At 38.7% G+C, this 18087-nt stretch carries 17 protein-coding genes; 15 read left to right on the top strand and 2 right to left on the bottom strand.

The window, feature by feature from the left end:
* Positions 1-75: 75 nt before the first annotated feature.
* Entirely contained in the window at positions 76-888 is an 813-nt protein-coding gene (locus ALFOR1_RS18810; protein WP_104644180.1) for a thioesterase family protein, read from the bottom strand.
* Positions 889-1129: 241 nt separating this feature from the next.
* Between ALFOR1_RS18810 and dnaK the strand changes: the two genes are divergently transcribed.
* From dnaK to ALFOR1_RS18870, 12 genes are all read left to right on the top strand, one after another.
* Positions 1130-3049 (top strand): molecular chaperone DnaK, encoded by a 1920-nt coding sequence (gene dnaK / locus ALFOR1_RS18815; RefSeq protein WP_058549824.1) that lies wholly within the window; start codon positions 1130-1132, stop codon positions 3047-3049.
* A gap of 188 nt (positions 3050-3237) precedes the next feature.
* Positions 3238-4380, top strand: coding sequence for a molecular chaperone DnaJ (gene dnaJ / locus ALFOR1_RS18820; RefSeq protein WP_058549823.1), 1143 nt, complete (start codon positions 3238-3240; stop codon positions 4378-4380).
* 88 nt (positions 4381-4468) lie between these two features.
* Positions 4469-4930, top strand: a complete 462-nt coding sequence (ybaK, locus tag ALFOR1_RS18825) for a Cys-tRNA(Pro) deacylase (protein ID WP_104644036.1) — start codon at positions 4469-4471, stop codon at positions 4928-4930.
* Between the two features lie 119 nt (positions 4931-5049).
* Positions 5050-5454: a DUF1761 domain-containing protein gene (locus ALFOR1_RS18830; protein ID WP_104644181.1), complete on the top strand. Its 405-nt coding sequence runs from the start codon at positions 5050-5052 to the stop codon at positions 5452-5454.
* 91 nt (positions 5455-5545) lie between these two features.
* Positions 5546-5914: a response regulator gene (locus ALFOR1_RS18835; RefSeq protein ID WP_058549821.1), complete on the top strand. Its 369-nt coding sequence runs from the start codon at positions 5546-5548 to the stop codon at positions 5912-5914.
* A 54-nt stretch (positions 5915-5968) separates the two neighbouring features.
* On the top strand, positions 5969-6220 hold the full coding sequence (locus ALFOR1_RS18840; protein ID WP_058549820.1) for a hypothetical protein: 252 nt from the start codon (positions 5969-5971) through the stop codon (positions 6218-6220).
* A 158-nt stretch (positions 6221-6378) separates the two neighbouring features.
* Entirely contained in the window at positions 6379-6642 is a 264-nt protein-coding gene (locus ALFOR1_RS18845) for a CBU_0592 family membrane protein (RefSeq protein WP_058549819.1), read from the top strand.
* A 192-nt stretch (positions 6643-6834) separates the two neighbouring features.
* Entirely contained in the window at positions 6835-8565 is a 1731-nt protein-coding gene (locus ALFOR1_RS18850) for an ATP-binding protein (protein ID WP_104644037.1), read from the top strand.
* Positions 8558-9922: a sigma-54-dependent transcriptional regulator gene (locus tag ALFOR1_RS18855; protein ID WP_104644038.1), complete on the top strand. Its 1365-nt coding sequence runs from the start codon at positions 8558-8560 to the stop codon at positions 9920-9922. The genes ALFOR1_RS18850 and ALFOR1_RS18855 overlap by 8 nt, the downstream gene beginning before the upstream one ends.
* A gap of 175 nt (positions 9923-10097) precedes the next feature.
* Positions 10098-11054, top strand: a complete 957-nt coding sequence (locus ALFOR1_RS18860; protein WP_104644039.1) for a porin — start codon at positions 10098-10100, stop codon at positions 11052-11054.
* A 9-nt stretch (positions 11055-11063) separates the two neighbouring features.
* Positions 11064-12539 (top strand): SLC13 family permease, encoded by a 1476-nt coding sequence (locus ALFOR1_RS18865; protein ID WP_104644040.1) that lies wholly within the window; start codon positions 11064-11066, stop codon positions 12537-12539.
* Positions 12540-12685: 146 nt separating this feature from the next.
* A complete protein-coding gene (locus ALFOR1_RS18870) occupies positions 12686-14104 on the top strand; it encodes a coniferyl aldehyde dehydrogenase (RefSeq protein ID WP_104644041.1) in 1419 nt (472 codons plus the stop codon).
* 67 nt (positions 14105-14171) lie between these two features.
* On the opposite strand, the gene ALFOR1_RS18875 is transcribed toward ALFOR1_RS18870, so the two are convergent.
* Positions 14172-14897 (bottom strand): tetratricopeptide repeat protein, encoded by a 726-nt coding sequence (locus ALFOR1_RS18875; RefSeq protein WP_104644042.1) that lies wholly within the window; start codon positions 14895-14897, stop codon positions 14172-14174.
* Positions 14898-15486: 589 nt separating this feature from the next.
* Here ALFOR1_RS18875 and ALFOR1_RS18880 point away from each other — a divergent pair.
* The 3 genes from ALFOR1_RS18880 (at position 15487) to ALFOR1_RS18890 (ending at position 18043) form a co-directional block, all read left to right on the top strand.
* Positions 15487-16350: a DUF6279 family lipoprotein gene (locus ALFOR1_RS18880; protein ID WP_104644043.1), complete on the top strand. Its 864-nt coding sequence runs from the start codon at positions 15487-15489 to the stop codon at positions 16348-16350.
* 74 nt (positions 16351-16424) lie between these two features.
* Entirely contained in the window at positions 16425-17453 is a 1029-nt protein-coding gene (locus ALFOR1_RS18885) for an XdhC family protein (RefSeq protein WP_104644044.1), read from the top strand.
* Entirely contained in the window at positions 17447-18043 is a 597-nt protein-coding gene (locus tag ALFOR1_RS18890) for a nucleotidyltransferase family protein (protein ID WP_058549810.1), read from the top strand. Before ALFOR1_RS18885 ends, ALFOR1_RS18890 begins: the two co-directional genes overlap by 7 nt.
* Positions 18044-18087: the final 44 nt, after the last annotated feature.

The raw sequence follows: 18087 nt of genomic DNA on the forward strand, positions 1-18087 counted from the left end.
TAGTACATTAATACAACGCGTTCTGATAATAAGCGCTTTAGCGGCCAAACAGTTTAATATTGTTTGGCCGTGTTTTTAATCAAATAAAGCGACCGTTTGGCGTGTAAGGGCTATTAAATCACCCGATTGCGACCAAATACAGCCATCTTCTAACCCGTAGCCATCTTTAGAGTGATGGGTAATAGCCTCAAAACCTAGCCATTCACCGGGTTCTAAATTAGGTGATTGAACAAATTCTAAATACCACGACATACTGCTTGCCGGCGCCGGTTGTTTAAACATTTGTAATAAAGTAGGTGGCCATGCATCGGTAAGAGCAATTACATGAGCTTCAGAAATATGTTTTGGCGTATGTTTAAAGCGCATCCAACCACCCAAATGCGATGTGTGTGCACTACTAAAAGGCATGCCACCTTGCTGCGGACATAAATCAACATGCTGAAAAAATTCAGGCATCTGACCTTTTATAAAAGGTAATGTATGTGTCTCGTCAACAGGCTTTAAACTCAAAGACTTTGATACAGGCACATTAATCCCCGAGTCTCTGTTTTTTGCAAAACATGCTTGTACTATTACACATACCTGTTCGTTTTGAATGGCTTTTGCAAGTACTTGTGTACTGTTTTTTCCTTCTCTGAGTATTTCAACAGATAAAGAGAATGGTGTATCGGCTAGTAATGGGCCAACAAAATTAGTGCTTACTGAAAGTAATCGACGCTCGTCATTTACTTGTCCTCTGATAGCTTGATACAAAAGTGCGGCTGAAAGTCCGCCAAAAGCTGTACGACCTTGGCACCAATTTGCAGGGAACTGCATTGTTTGGTTATTTTCATCTAATTGTGATTTGCCAAGGTGTGTTGCTTGGGTAAGTAATTGCTCAAAATGCATGAAGAAGTCCTTAAAAGTGCGATTTAATAAATTTATAACACACTCAAACTTGTCAGACCAGTATTTAAAAGCCACCTCTGGTGGTGCAAAAATCACCATTCCTTATAAAAAATAGGGTTATTTGTTAAATAAATCACAAAAAATGAAATTAATTTCATTTTTACAGTTGAATTAAGTTTGGCGCATCCCTATTTACTATGTCATCGAACGTATTAATGAATAAAGAAGTTGGAGAAATTTCATGGGTAAAATTATTGGAATCGATTTAGGTACTACAAACTCTTGTGTTGCAGTACTTGATGGTGACAAAGCACGCGTAATTGAAAATGCGGAAGGCGATCGCACAACCCCGTCTATTATTGCTTATACGCAAGACGGTGAAACTTTAGTAGGTCAACCTGCTAAACGTCAAGCGGTTACTAACCCAACAAATACATTGTTTGCTATTAAGCGCTTAATTGGTCGTCGTTTTGAAGACGAAGAAGTACAGCGCGATATCGGTATCATGCCGTTTAAAATCATCAAAGCTGATAACGGCGATGCATGGGTAGAAGCGGGCGGCGAAAAACGCGCTGCACCACAAATTTCTGCTGAAGTACTGAAAAAAATGAAAAAAACTGCAGAAGACTTCTTAGGTGAAGAAGTAACTGAAGCGGTAATCACAGTACCTGCATACTTTAACGATTCACAACGTCAAGCAACGAAAGATGCTGGTCGTATTGCGGGCCTTGAAGTTAAACGTATCATCAATGAGCCAACTGCTGCTGCCCTTGCTTACGGCATGGACAAAAACAAAGGCGAAAACATTGTTGCAGTATATGACTTAGGTGGCGGTACTTTCGATTTATCAATCATTGAAATTGATGAAGTTGAAGGCGAGCACACATTTGAAGTACTTGCTACAAACGGCGACACTCACTTAGGTGGTGAAGATTTCGATAACCGTGTAATCAACTACTTAGTAGCTGAGTTCAAGAAAGATCAAGGTTTAGACTTAAAAACTGATCCTCTTGCAATGCAACGTGTTAAAGAAGCTGCTGAAAAAGCAAAAATTGAACTTTCATCTGCACAATCAACAGAAGTTAACCTTCCGTATGTAACTGCTGATGCAACAGGTCCTAAGCACATGAACGTGAAATTGACACGTGCTAAGCTTGAGTCACTTGTAGAAGATTTAGTTCTTAAGTCAATTGAGCCACTTAAACGTGCGCTAGCTGATGCTGATTTATCAGTAAACGATATCAACGATATCATTCTAGTGGGTGGTCAAACACGTATGCCACTAGTACAAAAAACAGTATCTGAATTCTTTGGTAAAGAGCCACGTAAAGACGTTAACCCTGATGAAGCAGTTGCAGTAGGCGCGGCAATTCAAGGTGGTGTTTTAGCGGGTGATGTTAAAGACGTACTATTATTAGACGTTTCTCCATTATCTCTAGGTATCGAGACAATGGGCTCAGTAATGACTGCGCTAATTGAGAAAAACACAACGATTCCTACTAAGAAATCGCAAACTTTCTCAACAGCAGAAGATAACCAGTCTGCGGTAACAATTCATGTATTACAAGGTGAGCGTAAACGTTCAAGCGATAACAAATCTCTAGGTCAATTTAACCTAGAAGGTATTCGTCCTGCACAACGTGGTACACCACAAATCGAAGTAACATTTGATGTTGATGCTGATGGTATCTTACATGTATCTGCTAAAGATAAAGATACAGGTAAAGAGCAAAAAATCACGATTCAAGCGTCTTCAGGCTTAAGCGATGAAGAAGTTGAAAAAATGGTTCGTGACGCAGAAGCTCATGCTGAAGACGATAAGAAATTTGAAGAGTTAGTAGCTGCTCGTAACCAAGCTGATGCAATGGTTCACGGCACACGTAAGCAAATTGAAGAAGCGGGTGATGCACTTCCAAGTGAAGACAAAGAAGCAATTGAAGCGGCTGTTGTTGACCTTGAAGCTGCAATTAAGAGCGATGACAAAGCTGAAATTGAAGCTAAAACTCAAGCACTTGCTGAAAAGTCTCAAAAGCTTATGGAAATTGCACAAGCTAAAGCTCAACAAGGCGGCGCAGACGCTGGCGAGCAACAGCAACAATCTACGAAGCAAGATGACGACGTAGTTGATGCAGAGTTCGAAGAAGTAAAAGACGACAAGTAATTGTTTGCCGAGCTTCTAGCTAACTTAAATACCATGACTCAGTTAAGTGTTTAAGTTAGGATGAACAATTGAGGCGCGCAGGCTAAAGCTTGACGCGCCTTTTGCATGTAAATTAGATGGTAAATCGATACGATTTATCGGTTTATCAAGCAGCCTAGCTGCAAACAGAAAAGAGTAGTGTGATAGATATGTCAAAACGCGATTATTACGAAGTCCTCGGCGTAAGCAAAGATGCGAGTGAGCGAGACATAAAAAAAGCGTATAAACGCTTAGCGATGAAATATCATCCAGATCGTACCGCAGGCGATAAAGAACTTGAAACCAAGTTTAAAGAAGTTAAAGAAGCGTACGAAATATTAACTGACGATCAGAAACGTCAAATGTATGACCAATACGGCCATGCTGCCTTTGAACAAGGCGGTGGCGGCGGTCACGGTGGCTTTGGCGGTGGTGGTCAAGGTGATTTTGGTGATATTTTTGGTGATGTGTTTGGTGATATTTTTGGTGGCGGCGGTGGTCGACGTCAATCTCGTCAACAACGTGGATCTGATTTACGTTACAACATGGACTTAAGCCTAGAAGAGGCCGTTCGTGGTAAAGAAGTAGAAATTAAAGTACCTACATGGGTTAGTTGTGAACCATGTGATGGCAGCGGTGCAAAGGCAGGTTCTAAACCAAAAACATGTACTACGTGTCATGGTGCTGGACAAGTACAAATGCGCCAAGGCTTTTTTGCTGTTCAGCAAACATGTCCTACGTGTCAGGGACAAGGTCAAATTATTTCAGACCCTTGTAACAAATGTCATGGACAAGGGCGTGTTGAGAAAACTAAAACGCTTTCAGTTAAAATTCCAGCTGGCGTAGATACAGGCGATCGCATTCGATTAACTGGCGAGGGCGAAGCAGGCATGCACGGCGCGCCGGCAGGTGATTTGTATGTTCAAGTATCAGTACGTGAACACAAAATATTTGTTCGCGAAGCTAACAACTTATACTGCGAAGTACCCATTAGCTTTACCACGGCTGGTCTTGGCGGCGAAATTGAAGTACCAACGCTTGATGGCCGAGCTAAGCTTAAAATACCTTCAGAAACACAAACGGGCAAAATGTTCCGTATGCGTGGTAAAGGTGTAAAGTCTGTACGCAGCGGTGCTCAAGGCGATTTAATTTGTAAAGTTGTGATTGAAACGCCAGTTAATTTAAACGAGCGTCAACGTGAACTTCTTAAAGAATTAGAAGAAAGTATGGGCAAAGATAGCTCAAAGAACCGTCCTAAAGAGCAAGGCTTTTTTGATGGCGTTAAAAAGTTCTTTGACGATTTAACTAAGTAATTAGTTATCGTCTAAAATAATAAAAAACGGTGCTTATTAGCACCGTTTTTTTTGCTTGAAATTATTTAACACTGAATTGGTTAACGCGATGATACCTGCAATAGAGTTACTTAAAAAACGACAAATTACATTTAATGTGCTTAGTTATGAGCATGACGGGAATAATAGTAACTATGGGCAAGAGGCGGTCGAAAAGTTGAATCTCAATAGTGCTCAGGTTTTTAAAACCTTAGTGCTCGAAACAAGCGAAGGGCAGCTTGTAGTAGCAATAACGCCTGTTACGCAGCAGGTGCAATTAAAGCAACTCGCAAAGGTGTGTGGTACTAAAAAGGTTACAATGGCAGAGGCTTCAAAAGTACAAGCTGCTACTGGGTATATTTTAGGTGGTGTTAGTCCGCTGGCTCAAAAAAAGCGCCTTGCTACATTTATACACCTAAGCGCGCAGAATTTTAATCCCATTTATGTTAGTGCGGGTAAACGAGGGCTAGAAATTTCACTCTCGCCAAACGATTTAGCGTCAACTACTAATGCTAAATTTGCTGATTTTTAACACTCCCTTCTTTTTCTTCTGTAACTAACAAGCATAAATTTCATGTTCGCAATTTGCTGCTTTAGCTATTTGTAACTACATTCAAATTACCCTAAGCACTATGTATTATGGCTGTGTGTATGAATTTTACGGAAGTGAATTATTTTGCAATACTTGTGGCTTCGTTGTCTTCTTTTATGCTTCGTGGAGTGTGGTATTCAAAGGTGCTTTTTAAAAATGCATGGCTTGAGAGTATTGGGTTAACTGACCTCGATTTACAATCTGCAGATCCTAAACTTATTTTTGTTGGTAGTTTTTTATTAGCATTTATAGCTGCATTAGTACTGGCGTTATTTTTAGGAAAAGAGGCAGGTATAGGGGAGAGCTTAGGGACTAGTTTTGCTATTGGTTTGTTTTGGGTGTGTAGCTCCTTAGGGCTAAGTTATATTTTTGAGCAGCGCCCTTTAAAGTTGTTTTTAATTAATGGCAGTTACCACGTATTACAATTTTCATTAATGGGGCTTATTCTAGGGCTTTGGCCTTAAATTTTAATTTTTGCTGTGCGTTGTATTTGCTCCTTTTTTATAAGTAGGGTAACTTTAAATTAGTCTAATAATGGAATTGGTAAACATATTGATGAAAATATTAGTTGTTGATGATATGCCACTCATGCGTCATGTATTAATTAATATGTTGAGAAAGCTCGAGTACAACAATATTGTTGAAGCAACTGATGGCCTTCAAGCATTAGCTTTTTTACATGATCAACACTTTGATTTAGTTATTACTGACCTACATATGCCAAAAATGAATGGCGTAAATTTACTAGACAACATTCGAAAAGATGAACAGCTAGCAGATATTCCTGTATTAATGGTTACCTGCGAAGACAGTGCAGATACAGTAAAACAGGTAATAAAAGCCAAGGTTTCTGGATTTATTGTTAAACCATTTAATATGAACGTGCTTTCATCGCAACTAGGACGATTTTTTTTTAGAGATTAACGTATATTTGTTATCCTACCCTCATAAGTTCAACCATCCTCTTTAAAGGAAATAATGGCAAAACCCAACAAAAAAGGCCCCACCAAAACAGTCGATATATTTTGCTCTGGCTGTAAAGCCCCTCTATTTAAGTATCGCAAAGGCGGAAAAGGCGCACTGGTTAAATGTTTCAAAGAGCGTATCAGCCAAGACTTTACATCACAGGCGTGTATTTGCCCTAATTGTAGCCGCCCTTTTGCTCGCGAAGCGATTATACGTGGAGCGCCGGCATATAAAATTATTGGTGGAAAAGTTACTTTTAAATAAACAGTTTAATTAAGCATTAATCATGCGGACATATGCCCTTGTGAGATTGCGCAATATTGATAAAATCGCCCGGTTTTGCTGTTTCAATGAATGAAAAAACACCCACCCCATGGATTGGGCCAGTTTTTTGGGTTTTTTAACGGATAAAGGATCGTTGTGTGATAGCACTTTTATTTGACATCATAGGTATGACAGGTACTTTTTTAGTAGTTGGGTCATTCTTTTTACTTCAGCTTGGTAAAACATCTCCAACCAGCTTAGTTTACAATATGATGAATTTAACAGGGGCAATATTGTTGTTAATTAGCCTATGTTACAACTTTAATTTAGCGAGTTTCGTAATTGAAATATTTTGGATAGCCGCATCATTAATTGGCTTATACAAATACATCAAAAATAAACCTGCATTAGCTGTAAATTAAGAACGTATTAATTTTTTAAAGCTAAATAAGCGCTGCAAACATCATTGTTTGCGGCGTTTTTTGTTTTCGAATTTAAACCAAAGTCATAAATAAAGTTAAACACACTTGTTAACAAAAAGTTTATATCCCTGCATCATATAAGTAGGTACACTAGCGCCCTAAAATTTTTCAGGCTATTTTTACGGGCAGGCCATGTTTTCGTTTTCAAAAAACATAATAACCATATGTTTATTATTAGTTTTAATTTTAGTTGTTACATTTTGGGTTGGACGCGCTCACGATGTAGAAAAAGCAACAGTTCAAGCGCAGCGTCAGGTTACTCAATTAAACGATTATATTGATACTGAACTCGCTCGTTTTTCAGCTATTCCTCAGCTACTTACTTACAATCAGTTAATGATTGAATTTGCAAACGGCGATCAAGCCCACTACAACGCCATAAATAACTATTTAGCTGATATACAACAAGCCAGTGGTGCATCAGATATATTTGTACTTAATGCGCAAGGTGCAGTGACAGCAAGTAGTAACTGGCAAGCCGATTACACCTTTTTAGGTAGTAACTTTGCCTTTAGGCCTTACTTTAAACGTGCATTTGCAGGTGAAAAAGTTGCCTACTTTGCACTAGGTATGCGTTCAAAAGAGCGCGGAATTTATTTTTCGCAAGCTGTTTATCACGACAACAAAGCAGTGGGTGTTGTTGTATTAAAAGTAAATGTAAGCAAATTTGAAAACGACAGAGAGCTTTTAAATACATCTAAAGGTAGCCATTTTTATTTAGAGCTGAGTGATAAAGTAATTGCTATGTCTGATATGCAAACATGGCGTTTAAATAGCTTTAGCGAGTTTGATATAGCAAAGCGACGTAATATAAAATTACGCCGCGCTTATTTAGATCATCAACCTGTATATATTGAGCAATTTCAGTATACGAGCCAAGGTATTTCGCATTTTAAAATTAATAAAAAGCTTTATGTGAGTGCAACAAAGCCACTGCGTTATTTTAGCGCACGTATGCACGTACTTGTTGATATTACAAAGGTAAATGCAGCTCAATTAATACGCTTATTTTGGGCATTTAGTATTTATGTTTTAGTTATTATTGTTGGTTATAGTTTACTTGCTCGTTTTGCGGGTTATAAAAAGCTAGTTTACTCAAGACATAGCCTTGAGCAAAAAGTGATAGAGCTCACTCAAGAGCTTGAAAAAACGCAAGTTGCATTAGTTCAATCAGCAAAGCTTGCAACAATAGGGCAATTAAGTGCAGGTATTAATCACGAAATAAACCAGCCTCTTAGTGCTATTAATACTTACCTAGCAAGCGCTAAACGTTTACTTGCGAAACAAAATTACACTGCACTTAGCGAAAGCATTACGGTGGTTGAGGGGCTTGTAGGTCGCGTTCACAAAATAGTGGGACAGTTAAAGCATTTTAGCAAACCATCACAAACTCAGTTAAGGCCTTATCCGCTAGCGGGCTTATTAAATAACGCTTTAATGATTGCCAGCTCACAACTAAAGCAAGATAACGTACACGTAGAGCAGCCTAATTTAGATGGCGGGTTAATAGTGTGGGTTGATTCACTTAAATTTGAGCAAGTGTTAGTTAATTTAATAACCAATGCAAGCCAAGCTATGAATGGCGCAATAATACGTAAATTAAGTTTTAATGTTGAGTGCTTTGATAACCGAGTAAAACTCTCAATTTTAGATACTGGGCCTGGGATAGAGCAACATGCTTTTGGTAATATTTTCGAACCTTTTTATAGTACTAAAGAGAGTAACGGCTTAGGCCTTGGGCTATCTATTTCAAAACAAATTATTGATTCGTTTAATGGCTCTTTAAGTGCGCATAATCGACTACAAGGCGGGGCTGAGTTTATAATCAGTTTATCAAGCATGCAGGATAAAACAGATGATTGAAAACTCACAGTGTAAGCACATTATTGTAGTTGATGATGAAGCGATGATCAGAGATTCATTAAAGCAATTGCTTACCCTCGAGGGTTATACAGTTGAATGCTTTAATGATGCAAGTACGGCTCTAACAAAGCTTAATCGTCGTTTCATGGGCGTTGTACTGAGTGACATAAACATGCCTGCAATGGACGGCCTAACACTGCTTGAGCAAGTAACGGCGTTCGACAGCGAACTGCCTATCATATTTTTAACAGGGTACGCAGATGTAACTATTGCTGTTAAAGCTATGCAATTAGGCGCGTATGACTTATTTGAAAAGCCAGTAAATGAAACATTACTTGATTGCATCGCAAGAGCCTGCGACAAGCGAAGTCTAGTAATACAAAACCGTGCACTTAAGCTCGCTGTTAAAAAAACGTCAGCGCCCGGAGTAAGAATATTAGGCGATACGCCTAAAATGCAAGACATGATGCACTTACTTAACACGGTAATTGATACGCCAGCAGATGTAATGATTGAAGGGGAAACAGGCACAGGCAAAGAGCTTGTCGCTCGTTATTTACATGATCAAAGTATTCGATGTGAAAGTAACTTTGTTGCTATAAATTGCGGCGCAGTACCAGAGCAATTAATTGAGAGCGAATTATTTGGAGCCGCTAGTGGCGCTTTCACTGGGGCTACGCATGCGCGAAAAGGCAAGTTTGAATATGCCCAGGGTGGAACCGTATTTTTAGATGAAATAGAAAGTACACCGTTGTCTTTACAGGTAAAATTATTGCGCGTTTTAGAAGAGCGTATAGTAACCCCGGTAGGTGAAAACACCCCAATTAATTTAGATATACGCATTGTAGCTGCCACTAAAGTAAATTTACTTTCACTTGTTGAAAAAGGTGAATTTAGAGCCGATTTATATTATCGACTAAGTTTAGTAAAAGTAGACATTCCGCCACTTAGAGCTCGAAAAGCTGACATAATATTACTGTTTAAGCATTTTAGCTCTATTGCCGCAACACGCTATCATAAGCCGCCAGCGCCACTCAATAGTGAAATACAGCAGCGATTATTAGCATACGATTGGCCGGGCAATGTAAGAGAGCTTAGAAACCAAGCTGAGCGCGCGGTTTTATTAGGAGTAGAGCTTGCTTTTAGTGTTAGTAAAACGCAGGCTAAAGGTGAGCTTTCACCCGATTTAAGCTTATCTGAAAAAGTAACTTTTTATGAGCAGTCATTAATTGAAGAAGCCCTAGAGCGTAATCATGGCAGTATTAAAAATACGATGGATACACTGCAAATAGCTCGTAAAACCCTTTACGATAAAATGAGTAAATACAACTTAAACCGCGATATGTTTATTGACTGAATGTGTGGTTTACGTGACAGATTCGTTTTTATGATGTGTGGGAAACCGCACATTAGTTGTCTTTTTTATATCTAAAAATAGCTAACCACCTAAAATTTAATAACATTTTATCATTGGCAGTAAAGTTGCCTTATTAGACCTGACAACAAGTAGATTCTAATAATTAGGACACATAATGATAAAGTTTACACACTCTACTATTTTACTCACCTCAATAAGTAGCTTGGCTTTTTATTCGCACACGGCTTGCGCTACTGAATATGACGTTTATGGTAAAGCCGAAGTACAAATTGCTAATACAGATAAAGGTATTATGCGCTACGCAGATAAAGGGACACAGATTGAAGCGCCATTTTCGAGAATTGGTATTCAAGGGCAGCATAAATTAAATGAATATTTAAACGTTGTTTTTAAATACGAAGTGCAAGTTAATGGCTTTGAGCAAGATGACACCGAAGAGCCCTTTAGTGCAAGAAACACCTATCTTGGTTTAAAAGGGCAATTTGGCGAGCTGGTAGTGGGAAGAAACGATACCCGCTTTAAATACTCTGAGGGAAAAGTCGATAACTTTAACGAAACCCAAGGCGATATAGCTCAAGTTATTGCAGGGCAGGATAGACTTGGCGATACGCTAACATACACTTCTAAGTATTGGCACAATACGCAATTTTCGTTTACTTACGCCCCAAAAGACGACAATAAAGATAATGAAGCTGGATTTGCAGCGACCGTTATTTATGGTGATCGTAGCTTAAAAAACACTTCATATTACTTTTCAGTAAGCCATGTTGACTCTCTTAATAATATTAATGCGAGCCGAATAGCAGCTGCCTATAAATTTGAACAATTAAAGCTCGGGGCACTGTACCAGCATTCTGAATCAACAGGTGGTATAAAGTCGGGTAACGGCTATGTGTTAAGTGCAAGTTATACGCTTGATAAATGGGTACCTAAATTACAGTTCGCTAAAGATGATTCTTTGCTTCGTCAAGCATCAGATGCAACGCAGTGGACAACAGGTGTAGATTACGTATTTGATAAACAAACCACTGCTTACCTGCTCTATACTGATTTAGATCTACAAGAGAGCGCCGATAATAGCGTTGCACTTGGCTTAAAATACAAATTTTAGGAATTAACAATGACTCAATTAACACACAAAAAATCAGATCCTAAAAAGCCTAAAATGCAATGGTTATGGCTATTACTTGGGCCAAGTATTATGTTGCTTACATGTTTAATAGCACCGCCAATAGGGATGTCTGAAGCCGCTTTTAAAACAGCAGGTTTAGCGTTTTGGATGGCTTCGTGGTGGGTAAGTGAAGTAGTGCCTATCCCTGCAACGGCTTTATTGCCTATTGTTATTTCCCCCTTGGTTGGTATTGCTGCCATTAAAAGTGTGACTGCACCGTACGCTCACCCACTCATATTTTTATTTTTAGGGGGATTTTTAATTTCTATAGCTATGGAGCGATGGGGATTACACAAGCGTATTGCCCTTAGTACGATGCTTTATGCGGGTAAAAAACCAAGTTTACAAATATTAGCAATGATGTTGGTAACAGCGTTTTTATCTATGTGGATGTCAAACACAGCCACAGCGGTAATGATGTTGCCTATAGCATTATCTATTACACATTTAGTAAAACAATCAGACCCAAGTAATGAAGGGTTTGGCAAAGCGTTGCTACTTAGTATTGCTTATGGTGCAAGCATTGGCGGGATTGCCACTTTGATAGGTACCCCTCCTAATGCACTCATGGCAGCGTACTTATCAGATAGTTACAAAATTGAAATTGGCTTTGCACAGTGGATGCTTGTTGGCGTGCCGTTAAGTATTAGCATGTTGATAATAAGCTGGCTGTGGTTAACTAAATTTGCTTACAAAGTAGATGAAAACGTTAAGAATAATCAAAGTATTGATACAAAAGCGGTATTCACAAAACAGTTAAGTGAATTAGGCACAATGCAGCACGCAGAAAAAGGCGTTTTATTTGTATTTATATTAGCAGCGTTATGCTGGATTTTTAGACCAATCCTTGCAGATTTAAGCGGTTTATCAATATCAGACACTGCTATCGCCATAGCGGCAGCACTATTATTATTTGTATTACCGGCCAATAAGGGCAGTAATGAGCGAATACTTGACTGGAAAAGTGCATCAAATGTTCCTTGGGGTGTATTACTTTTATTTGGAGGTGGTTTAACACTTGCTTCGCAAATAAAGGCATCTGGGTTAGCCGATTACATAGCCCATATGATTGAAGGCGCAAGTGCAATTCCACTTGTGATGAGTGTGCTGGTGGTGGTTGCATTAATTACATTTTTAACTGAGATAACGAGCAATACAGCCACGGCCGCTGGGTTTTTACCATTACTCGGGCCTGTTGCAGAGTCAATTACGGGTTCACCTTTAGTGTGGGTAATACCTGCTGCTATTGCATGTAGCTGCGCGTTTATGATGCCTGTAGCCACGCCGCCTAATGCTATTGTGTTTGGATCTGGACAGATACAAATGCGCGATATGATCCGCGCAGGTTTTGTACTCAATATTGTCGCTATTGTATTAATTACGCTAGTAACGATGACTATTGCAGCGCAAGTATTTGGCTTTTAATTATCCTCTAAATTAGTTCCAACCAACCCTATGAGCAGCCTAAAATTTAATTTAGGCTGCTATTTAATCACATTAGTTAGTGTTATTGCTCGAAAAACAGAACAAGGTTATAGTCCTTTGTAACTTTAAAAATTGAGTAATCTATTTTGAGCATCGACACATCTGACACACAGCCACTCATTTCCCAATTTGATGAATTACAAAAGAGCTTTAAAAACACGCCCTATTTAGCAATTGATAAACGTATTGTTTTATTAAAAAAACTGCGTGTGCGTATTGTTAGCCTAGAGCAAGAGCTGGTAGATGCAGCCTCAAAAGATTTTGGCTACAGAACCGCGTTCGACACTTTACTTGGCGATATATTACCTACAGTGCAAACACTTGCGCACATTATAAAAAAGCTGCCTAAATGGGCTAAGCCCAGTAATCGTTCAGTGGGTTTAAGTTTATGGCCTTCAAAAGTAAGTGTTAATTATCAGCCAAAAGGTGTGGTTGGTATTATTGCCCCGTGGAATTACCCAATTCAGTTAGCTTTAGTGCCCGTGCTTACAGCTATAGCGGCAGGTAATAAAGTGATGCTAAAACTTAGTGAGTTTACACCGCACACCAATGCTGTAATCGAACAAATATTTAAAGACGACATGCAAGCGCACTGTAAAATAATACAAGGCGGTAGTAATGTGGCGGCGCAATTTTCGGCGCTCCCTTTTGCCCATATTTTGTTTACGGGCTCAACAAGTGTCGGCAAGTTAGTTATGGCCTCTGCTAGTCGTAATTTAACGCCAGTAACACTTGAACTTGGTGGAAAATCACCCGTTATAATTACCCAAAATGCAGATATTAAAAAAGCTGCTCAAGCTTTATTATTTGGAAAAATGGCTAACGCTGGGCAAATATGTGTAGCCCCTGATTACGTATTTGTACCAAAAGCGCTTGAGCATCAACTTATTCAGCAGCTGTGCGAACTCTACAAGAAGCATTTTAAAGATGGTGTTGAAGGTAAAAACTTAACCTCAATTATTAGTGATGCACACTATAAACGGTTATCAAGTTATTTAGAGCAAGCACAAGAGCTTGGTGCAAACATTGTTAAGCCACTTGAGCAAAATCAGCAAGATGAGCAAAAACATCGAATGGGTCTGCATTTAGTGACTCAAGTGACTGACGAAATGCAGCTTATGCAAGAGGAGTTATTTGGTCCAATACTACCAATAATGAGCTACGAGACGCTTGATAGCGCTATTGATTATATTAAGGCAAATCATCACCCATTAGCACTTTATATTTTAGGCCAAGATAAAAACGCTCAAGAGTATATTATGAAACAAACAATTAGCGGCACCGTTGCCGTTAACGATACTTTAGTACAAGTAACCGCAGACGATGTACCTTTTGGTGGAGTAGGGCATTCAGGAATGGGGCATTATCATGGTATTGAAGGGTTTTTAACGTTTAGCCACGCAAAAAATACATTAGTATCGGGCTCATTTAACCCGCGCATTGGTTTATTACTCAAACAAAGCAAGCTCATTATTAAATTATTAAAGTGGCTTTACATAAAATAGTTTTAAATTAAAAGGCTGAATTACATGAGTAACCCAGCCTTTATAATTTTAATTGTTAGATAGTAAACTAAAACAAACGACCTTCACCAGCATAAGTGCCGGCCTGAATTTTTGCATAAATTGCGTCGGCTTTTTCTTTAGCTTCTTCTATTTCTTTAGGTAGCATTTTACGTTCATCGAGTTTACGGCTATGGCTTGCTTCCATGTTACCGTTGTACTCTGCAATGGTGTTCCAAATATAAGATTTTTCTAAATCTTTTGGCATACCTAAGCCTTCAAAATACATTAGTGCCAAGTTAAATTGTGCTAATGAGTAATTATTAGCGGCGGCTTTTTCGTACCACGTGCGAGCTTGCTTATAATCACGTGTAACGCCTACGCCGTTTGAGTACATTACACCTAAATTAAACTGAGCAGCAGGCAAGTTCTTTTTAGCGGCCTTTTCAAATAGGCTTACAGCCATTTGATGATCAAGCTTTACGCCTTTACCCTCGTCGTATAAAACAGCAAGAGCAAACATAGAGTCAGGATGGTTCTTTTTAACACCTTGTTGATAAAACGACGCTGCTTTGTAGTAATCGCGTGTTACACCGTACCCACCTTCGTACAGTTTGCCTAGCTCGTAAATCCCTGGAGCAAAGCCTTTATCCGCAAGGTATTCAAATTCTTTTAGGGCGACTGCAAATTCACCTTCGTTAGCGGCTCTAATGCCATCCTCTAACGTTGCATTAGCAAAAGGGCTGGCAAGTAAAACGCCTGCAAGAACGAGTGCTTTTAAATTAAACTGTGACATAACAATGTCTCCAATTATTAATAGTTACGATAGGTATTAAATTTTTGCGCTATTTACGCATTATAAACGTTTAATACTCAGTACATACAATGATGATTAAATCGTTTACTGTTTATAAATGCAAAAATGAGTGCCTAGAATTATGTTTTACGCCTGCTTTGATAAAAACGCAAGGTGAGCGCTTTTAAGGTAACGTGGATAAAACACAGCTCTGTAAACACTTATATATTAAGTTAAGCATATTGGCTTTAGATGTGTAAGATACAGATTTTACAGAAAATTTAAAGGAATAAAAAAAGCCCGTTAGGGCTTTTTGGAGTCATATTAACCGTCACTAATATGAGCAATGTAGCAAGTAGATGTGATTTTTTTATGCTATTACTTCATTTGAGTAAGTAATAACACTAAGCGGCACGCTCTTGTTTAATGTGTCAGCATCCTTGCTGAATACTCTTCCATGGGCACTGAGGTCGGTACATTTTGTTTCTGGTAATGATTATTAGTTAGATTAACAAACAAGTCAATATTTAAATGATAATTATTATCAAATAAGATTTTCGCAATTATAAAATTTAAAATAAGGAAAGTGATGCTTAATAATCTTAAAACTAAAAAAGTAATAAATGCATGCTTTGCTATCAGCATGGTATTTTTGTGTAGTTGTTCAGCTTCATTTACTTACAACAACTTGAGCTGGCTTTCGTCATTTTGGGTGGATGATTATATTGATTTAAATAAAACTCAAAATAAGCAGCTTAAACAGATCATTAATACGACCCAAGCCTGGCACAGAAGTACGCAGCTGCCTGCCTACAAACAAGATATTCAAAACATTAAGTCACTTTTTAACAGCACGCTAAGCACCGAGCAGTTAAAAAAACAGGTGGTTTTTGCCAAAAAGCATTGGCAAAATCTACTCGAATACGCGCACATGCCTTTAGCTGAACTCGGGGCATCCTTATCAAGTGAGCAACGCGGTGAGCTACTAAGTAATATTCAAAAACAAATAGATGAAGAGCGCGAAGAGTTCAACGAACAGACACCGCTTGAGCGTAAAAACGATCGTTTAGAAGAGCAAATCGAATATTATGAAAAATGGGTAGATGAACTAACTAATGATCAAAAAGCACTAATAATTACAGCTAACGAGCAGCACAAAGACTCCAAATCACTGTGGTTAGAGTATAAACAAAACCGTTTAAATGTGGCTATTGAGATATTTAAAAACAAAAACTTAACGCAAAACGAATTAATAGCTCAGTTAAGTACAGTAATAAAAGAACGCGAGCGCTACATGAGCGAAGCGCTACTTAAAACAAATGAAGAAAACCTCAATTTATATATTAATTTATTGTACCAATTAAATACCACACTCAGCGATAAGCAACGCCAAAGCGTAAATGATCAATTTGATGAGTTAATTGATACGTTAAACGATATAATACAAAGCTAAGTTACTGAATCGGTTATTTATTGACTGTTTTGTTAGTTTGTTAGCCGCAGAAGACGTTTTAGTAAAGGCAATATATGGTTACTGATTTAAAAAGCATTCTAAATACTTGGCATGCTCAAAAAGATACTCAGGAATGGGTGTTAGCTACTTTATACAAAATAGAAGGCTCTAGTTACAGAAAACTAGGCGCTATGATGCTTATATCGAGTTTAGGGCAGCGATTAGGAATGCTCTCAGGTGGTTGCTTAGAGGCAGATATTCAGCGCCATGCCAAACAAGTAATGGGCACTTTAACCAGTAAAACAATTAGTTATGATGCAACCGATGAGGACGATTTAACATTTCAACTTGGTATAGGTTGCGGTGGTATTGTACACATATTATTGCAGCCTATTCATAAGAATAATGAATATTTACAATTAGATCATGTATTTAAAGCATTAAGTGACAACAAGCCCGGTCAATACTCCCAACAAGTTACCCCAGTTTTACCCCAAGGTAGTGGTGTGTTTACACAAAATGATGAGCAACACGACTTATCGATGAACCGAAAAGCTAAATTAGTTGAGATCAATCATGCCACTTGGCTTCAAACCTCAATCTATCCGCCACCTCATTTGTTAATAGTAGGAGGCGGTGCAGACGCAATCCCTGTTTATGCGTTAGCAAAGCAGCTTGGCTGGAGTGTGAGCGTTTGGGATACGCGCGCTGCTAATGCCAAAAGGGAATACTTTAAAAATGCCGATGCTATTTTACGCTGCTCACCAAGTGAATTAAAAACGTATTGTGAAAAACACAAAGTAGATGCCGTCATTTTAATGGCCCATAGTGTTGAATTAGATGCCAGCGTACTTGCACAGTTTGTAAGTTTACCGTTTAAATATATTGGTTTACTAGGCCCAGCACACAGGCGAGAGCAAGTGCTACAACATGCAAATACCACTATTAAAAATGTACACGCACCAGTATTTGGCCCTGTGGGGTTAAATTTAGGCGGAGATTCGCCCGAGAGCATTGCGCTTTCGTTAATAAGTGAAATACATGCGGTGCTTAGTAATAAAAATGCGCAATCGTTAAGTAATTGGGGGCAGGAAGTTTGCTAATTGCAAAAGTGATTTTGGCTGCTGGGCAATCATCGCGTTTTAACGGCTGTAAATTAATTGCCAATGTGGGGTTTGGGCAAACCATGATTGAGCGAGCGGTTAAAACGCTTCAAGCACTTGATGATTCGGTTGTTTACGTAGTAACAGGCGCTTGGCATCAGGAAATTGAACAGGCACTTTATGGTTATACAAATGTTCAGCTTATTGAAAACAAACAATGGGGTAAAGGGCTAGGGGGGAGCATTGCAACGGCAACTGAGGCTGTCTCTAAGCTAAACACCTACGATGGTTTTTTGTTTATGCTGGGCGATCAGGTGGAATTACAAACGCAGCAAGTACATGAGTTAGTTAAAGGGTTTACTCATACACCTTCGCGCTGGTGCGCAGATTACGGCGAACGCTTAGGGGTACCTGCTATATTCCCAGCTGTTGATTTATCCAAGCTTGCAAGCTTAACTTCAGATAAGGGGGCGCAACACTTATTGCGCAGTAAAAACGAAATCGTAAATACAATTAATATAAGTCATGCAAAATTAGACATTGATACGCAAGAGCAGCTAAGTGATTTTTTAGCTAAGCATGAATTATAAGTACACGATAAGTAATTAAATTATATAAGTTTTAATCAAGGTTT

This window comes from Pseudoalteromonas carrageenovora IAM 12662 (assembly GCF_900239935.1).
GTDB classification, from domain to species: domain Bacteria; phylum Pseudomonadota; class Gammaproteobacteria; order Enterobacterales; family Alteromonadaceae; genus Pseudoalteromonas; species Pseudoalteromonas carrageenovora.

What these genes read in the sequence shown, in the direction of transcription:
- ALFOR1_RS18830 (WP_104644181.1), top strand. Translation starts at nt 5,050, where the DNA reads ATGAATTTTACGGAAGTGAATTATTTTGCAATACTTGTGGCTTCGTTG.
- ALFOR1_RS18840 (WP_058549820.1), top strand. Translation starts at nt 5,969, where the DNA reads ATGGCAAAACCCAACAAAAAAGGCCCCACCAAAACAGTCGATATATTT.
- ALFOR1_RS18860 (WP_104644039.1), top strand. Translation starts at nt 10,098, where the DNA reads ATGATAAAGTTTACACACTCTACTATTTTACTCACCTCAATAAGTAGC.
- ybaK (WP_104644036.1), top strand. Translation starts at nt 4,469, where the DNA reads ATGATACCTGCAATAGAGTTACTTAAAAAACGACAAATTACATTTAAT.
- ALFOR1_RS18875 (WP_104644042.1), bottom strand. Translation starts at nt 14,897, where the DNA reads ATGTCACAGTTTAATTTAAAAGCACTCGTTCTTGCAGGCGTTTTACTT.
- ALFOR1_RS18865 (WP_104644040.1), top strand. Translation starts at nt 11,064, where the DNA reads ATGACTCAATTAACACACAAAAAATCAGATCCTAAAAAGCCTAAAATG.
- ALFOR1_RS18885 (WP_104644044.1), top strand. Translation starts at nt 16,425, where the DNA reads ATGGTTACTGATTTAAAAAGCATTCTAAATACTTGGCATGCTCAAAAA.
- ALFOR1_RS18850 (WP_104644037.1), top strand. Translation starts at nt 6,835, where the DNA reads ATGTTTTCGTTTTCAAAAAACATAATAACCATATGTTTATTATTAGTT.
- dnaJ (WP_058549823.1), top strand. Translation starts at nt 3,238, where the DNA reads ATGTCAAAACGCGATTATTACGAAGTCCTCGGCGTAAGCAAAGATGCG.
- ALFOR1_RS18835 (WP_058549821.1), top strand. Translation starts at nt 5,546, where the DNA reads ATGAAAATATTAGTTGTTGATGATATGCCACTCATGCGTCATGTATTA.
- dnaK (WP_058549824.1), top strand. Translation starts at nt 1,130, where the DNA reads ATGGGTAAAATTATTGGAATCGATTTAGGTACTACAAACTCTTGTGTT.
- ALFOR1_RS18880 (WP_104644043.1), top strand. Translation starts at nt 15,487, where the DNA reads ATGCTTAATAATCTTAAAACTAAAAAAGTAATAAATGCATGCTTTGCT.
- ALFOR1_RS18855 (WP_104644038.1), top strand. Translation starts at nt 8,558, where the DNA reads ATGATTGAAAACTCACAGTGTAAGCACATTATTGTAGTTGATGATGAA.
- ALFOR1_RS18810 (WP_104644180.1), bottom strand. Translation starts at nt 888, where the DNA reads ATGCATTTTGAGCAATTACTTACCCAAGCAACACACCTTGGCAAATCA.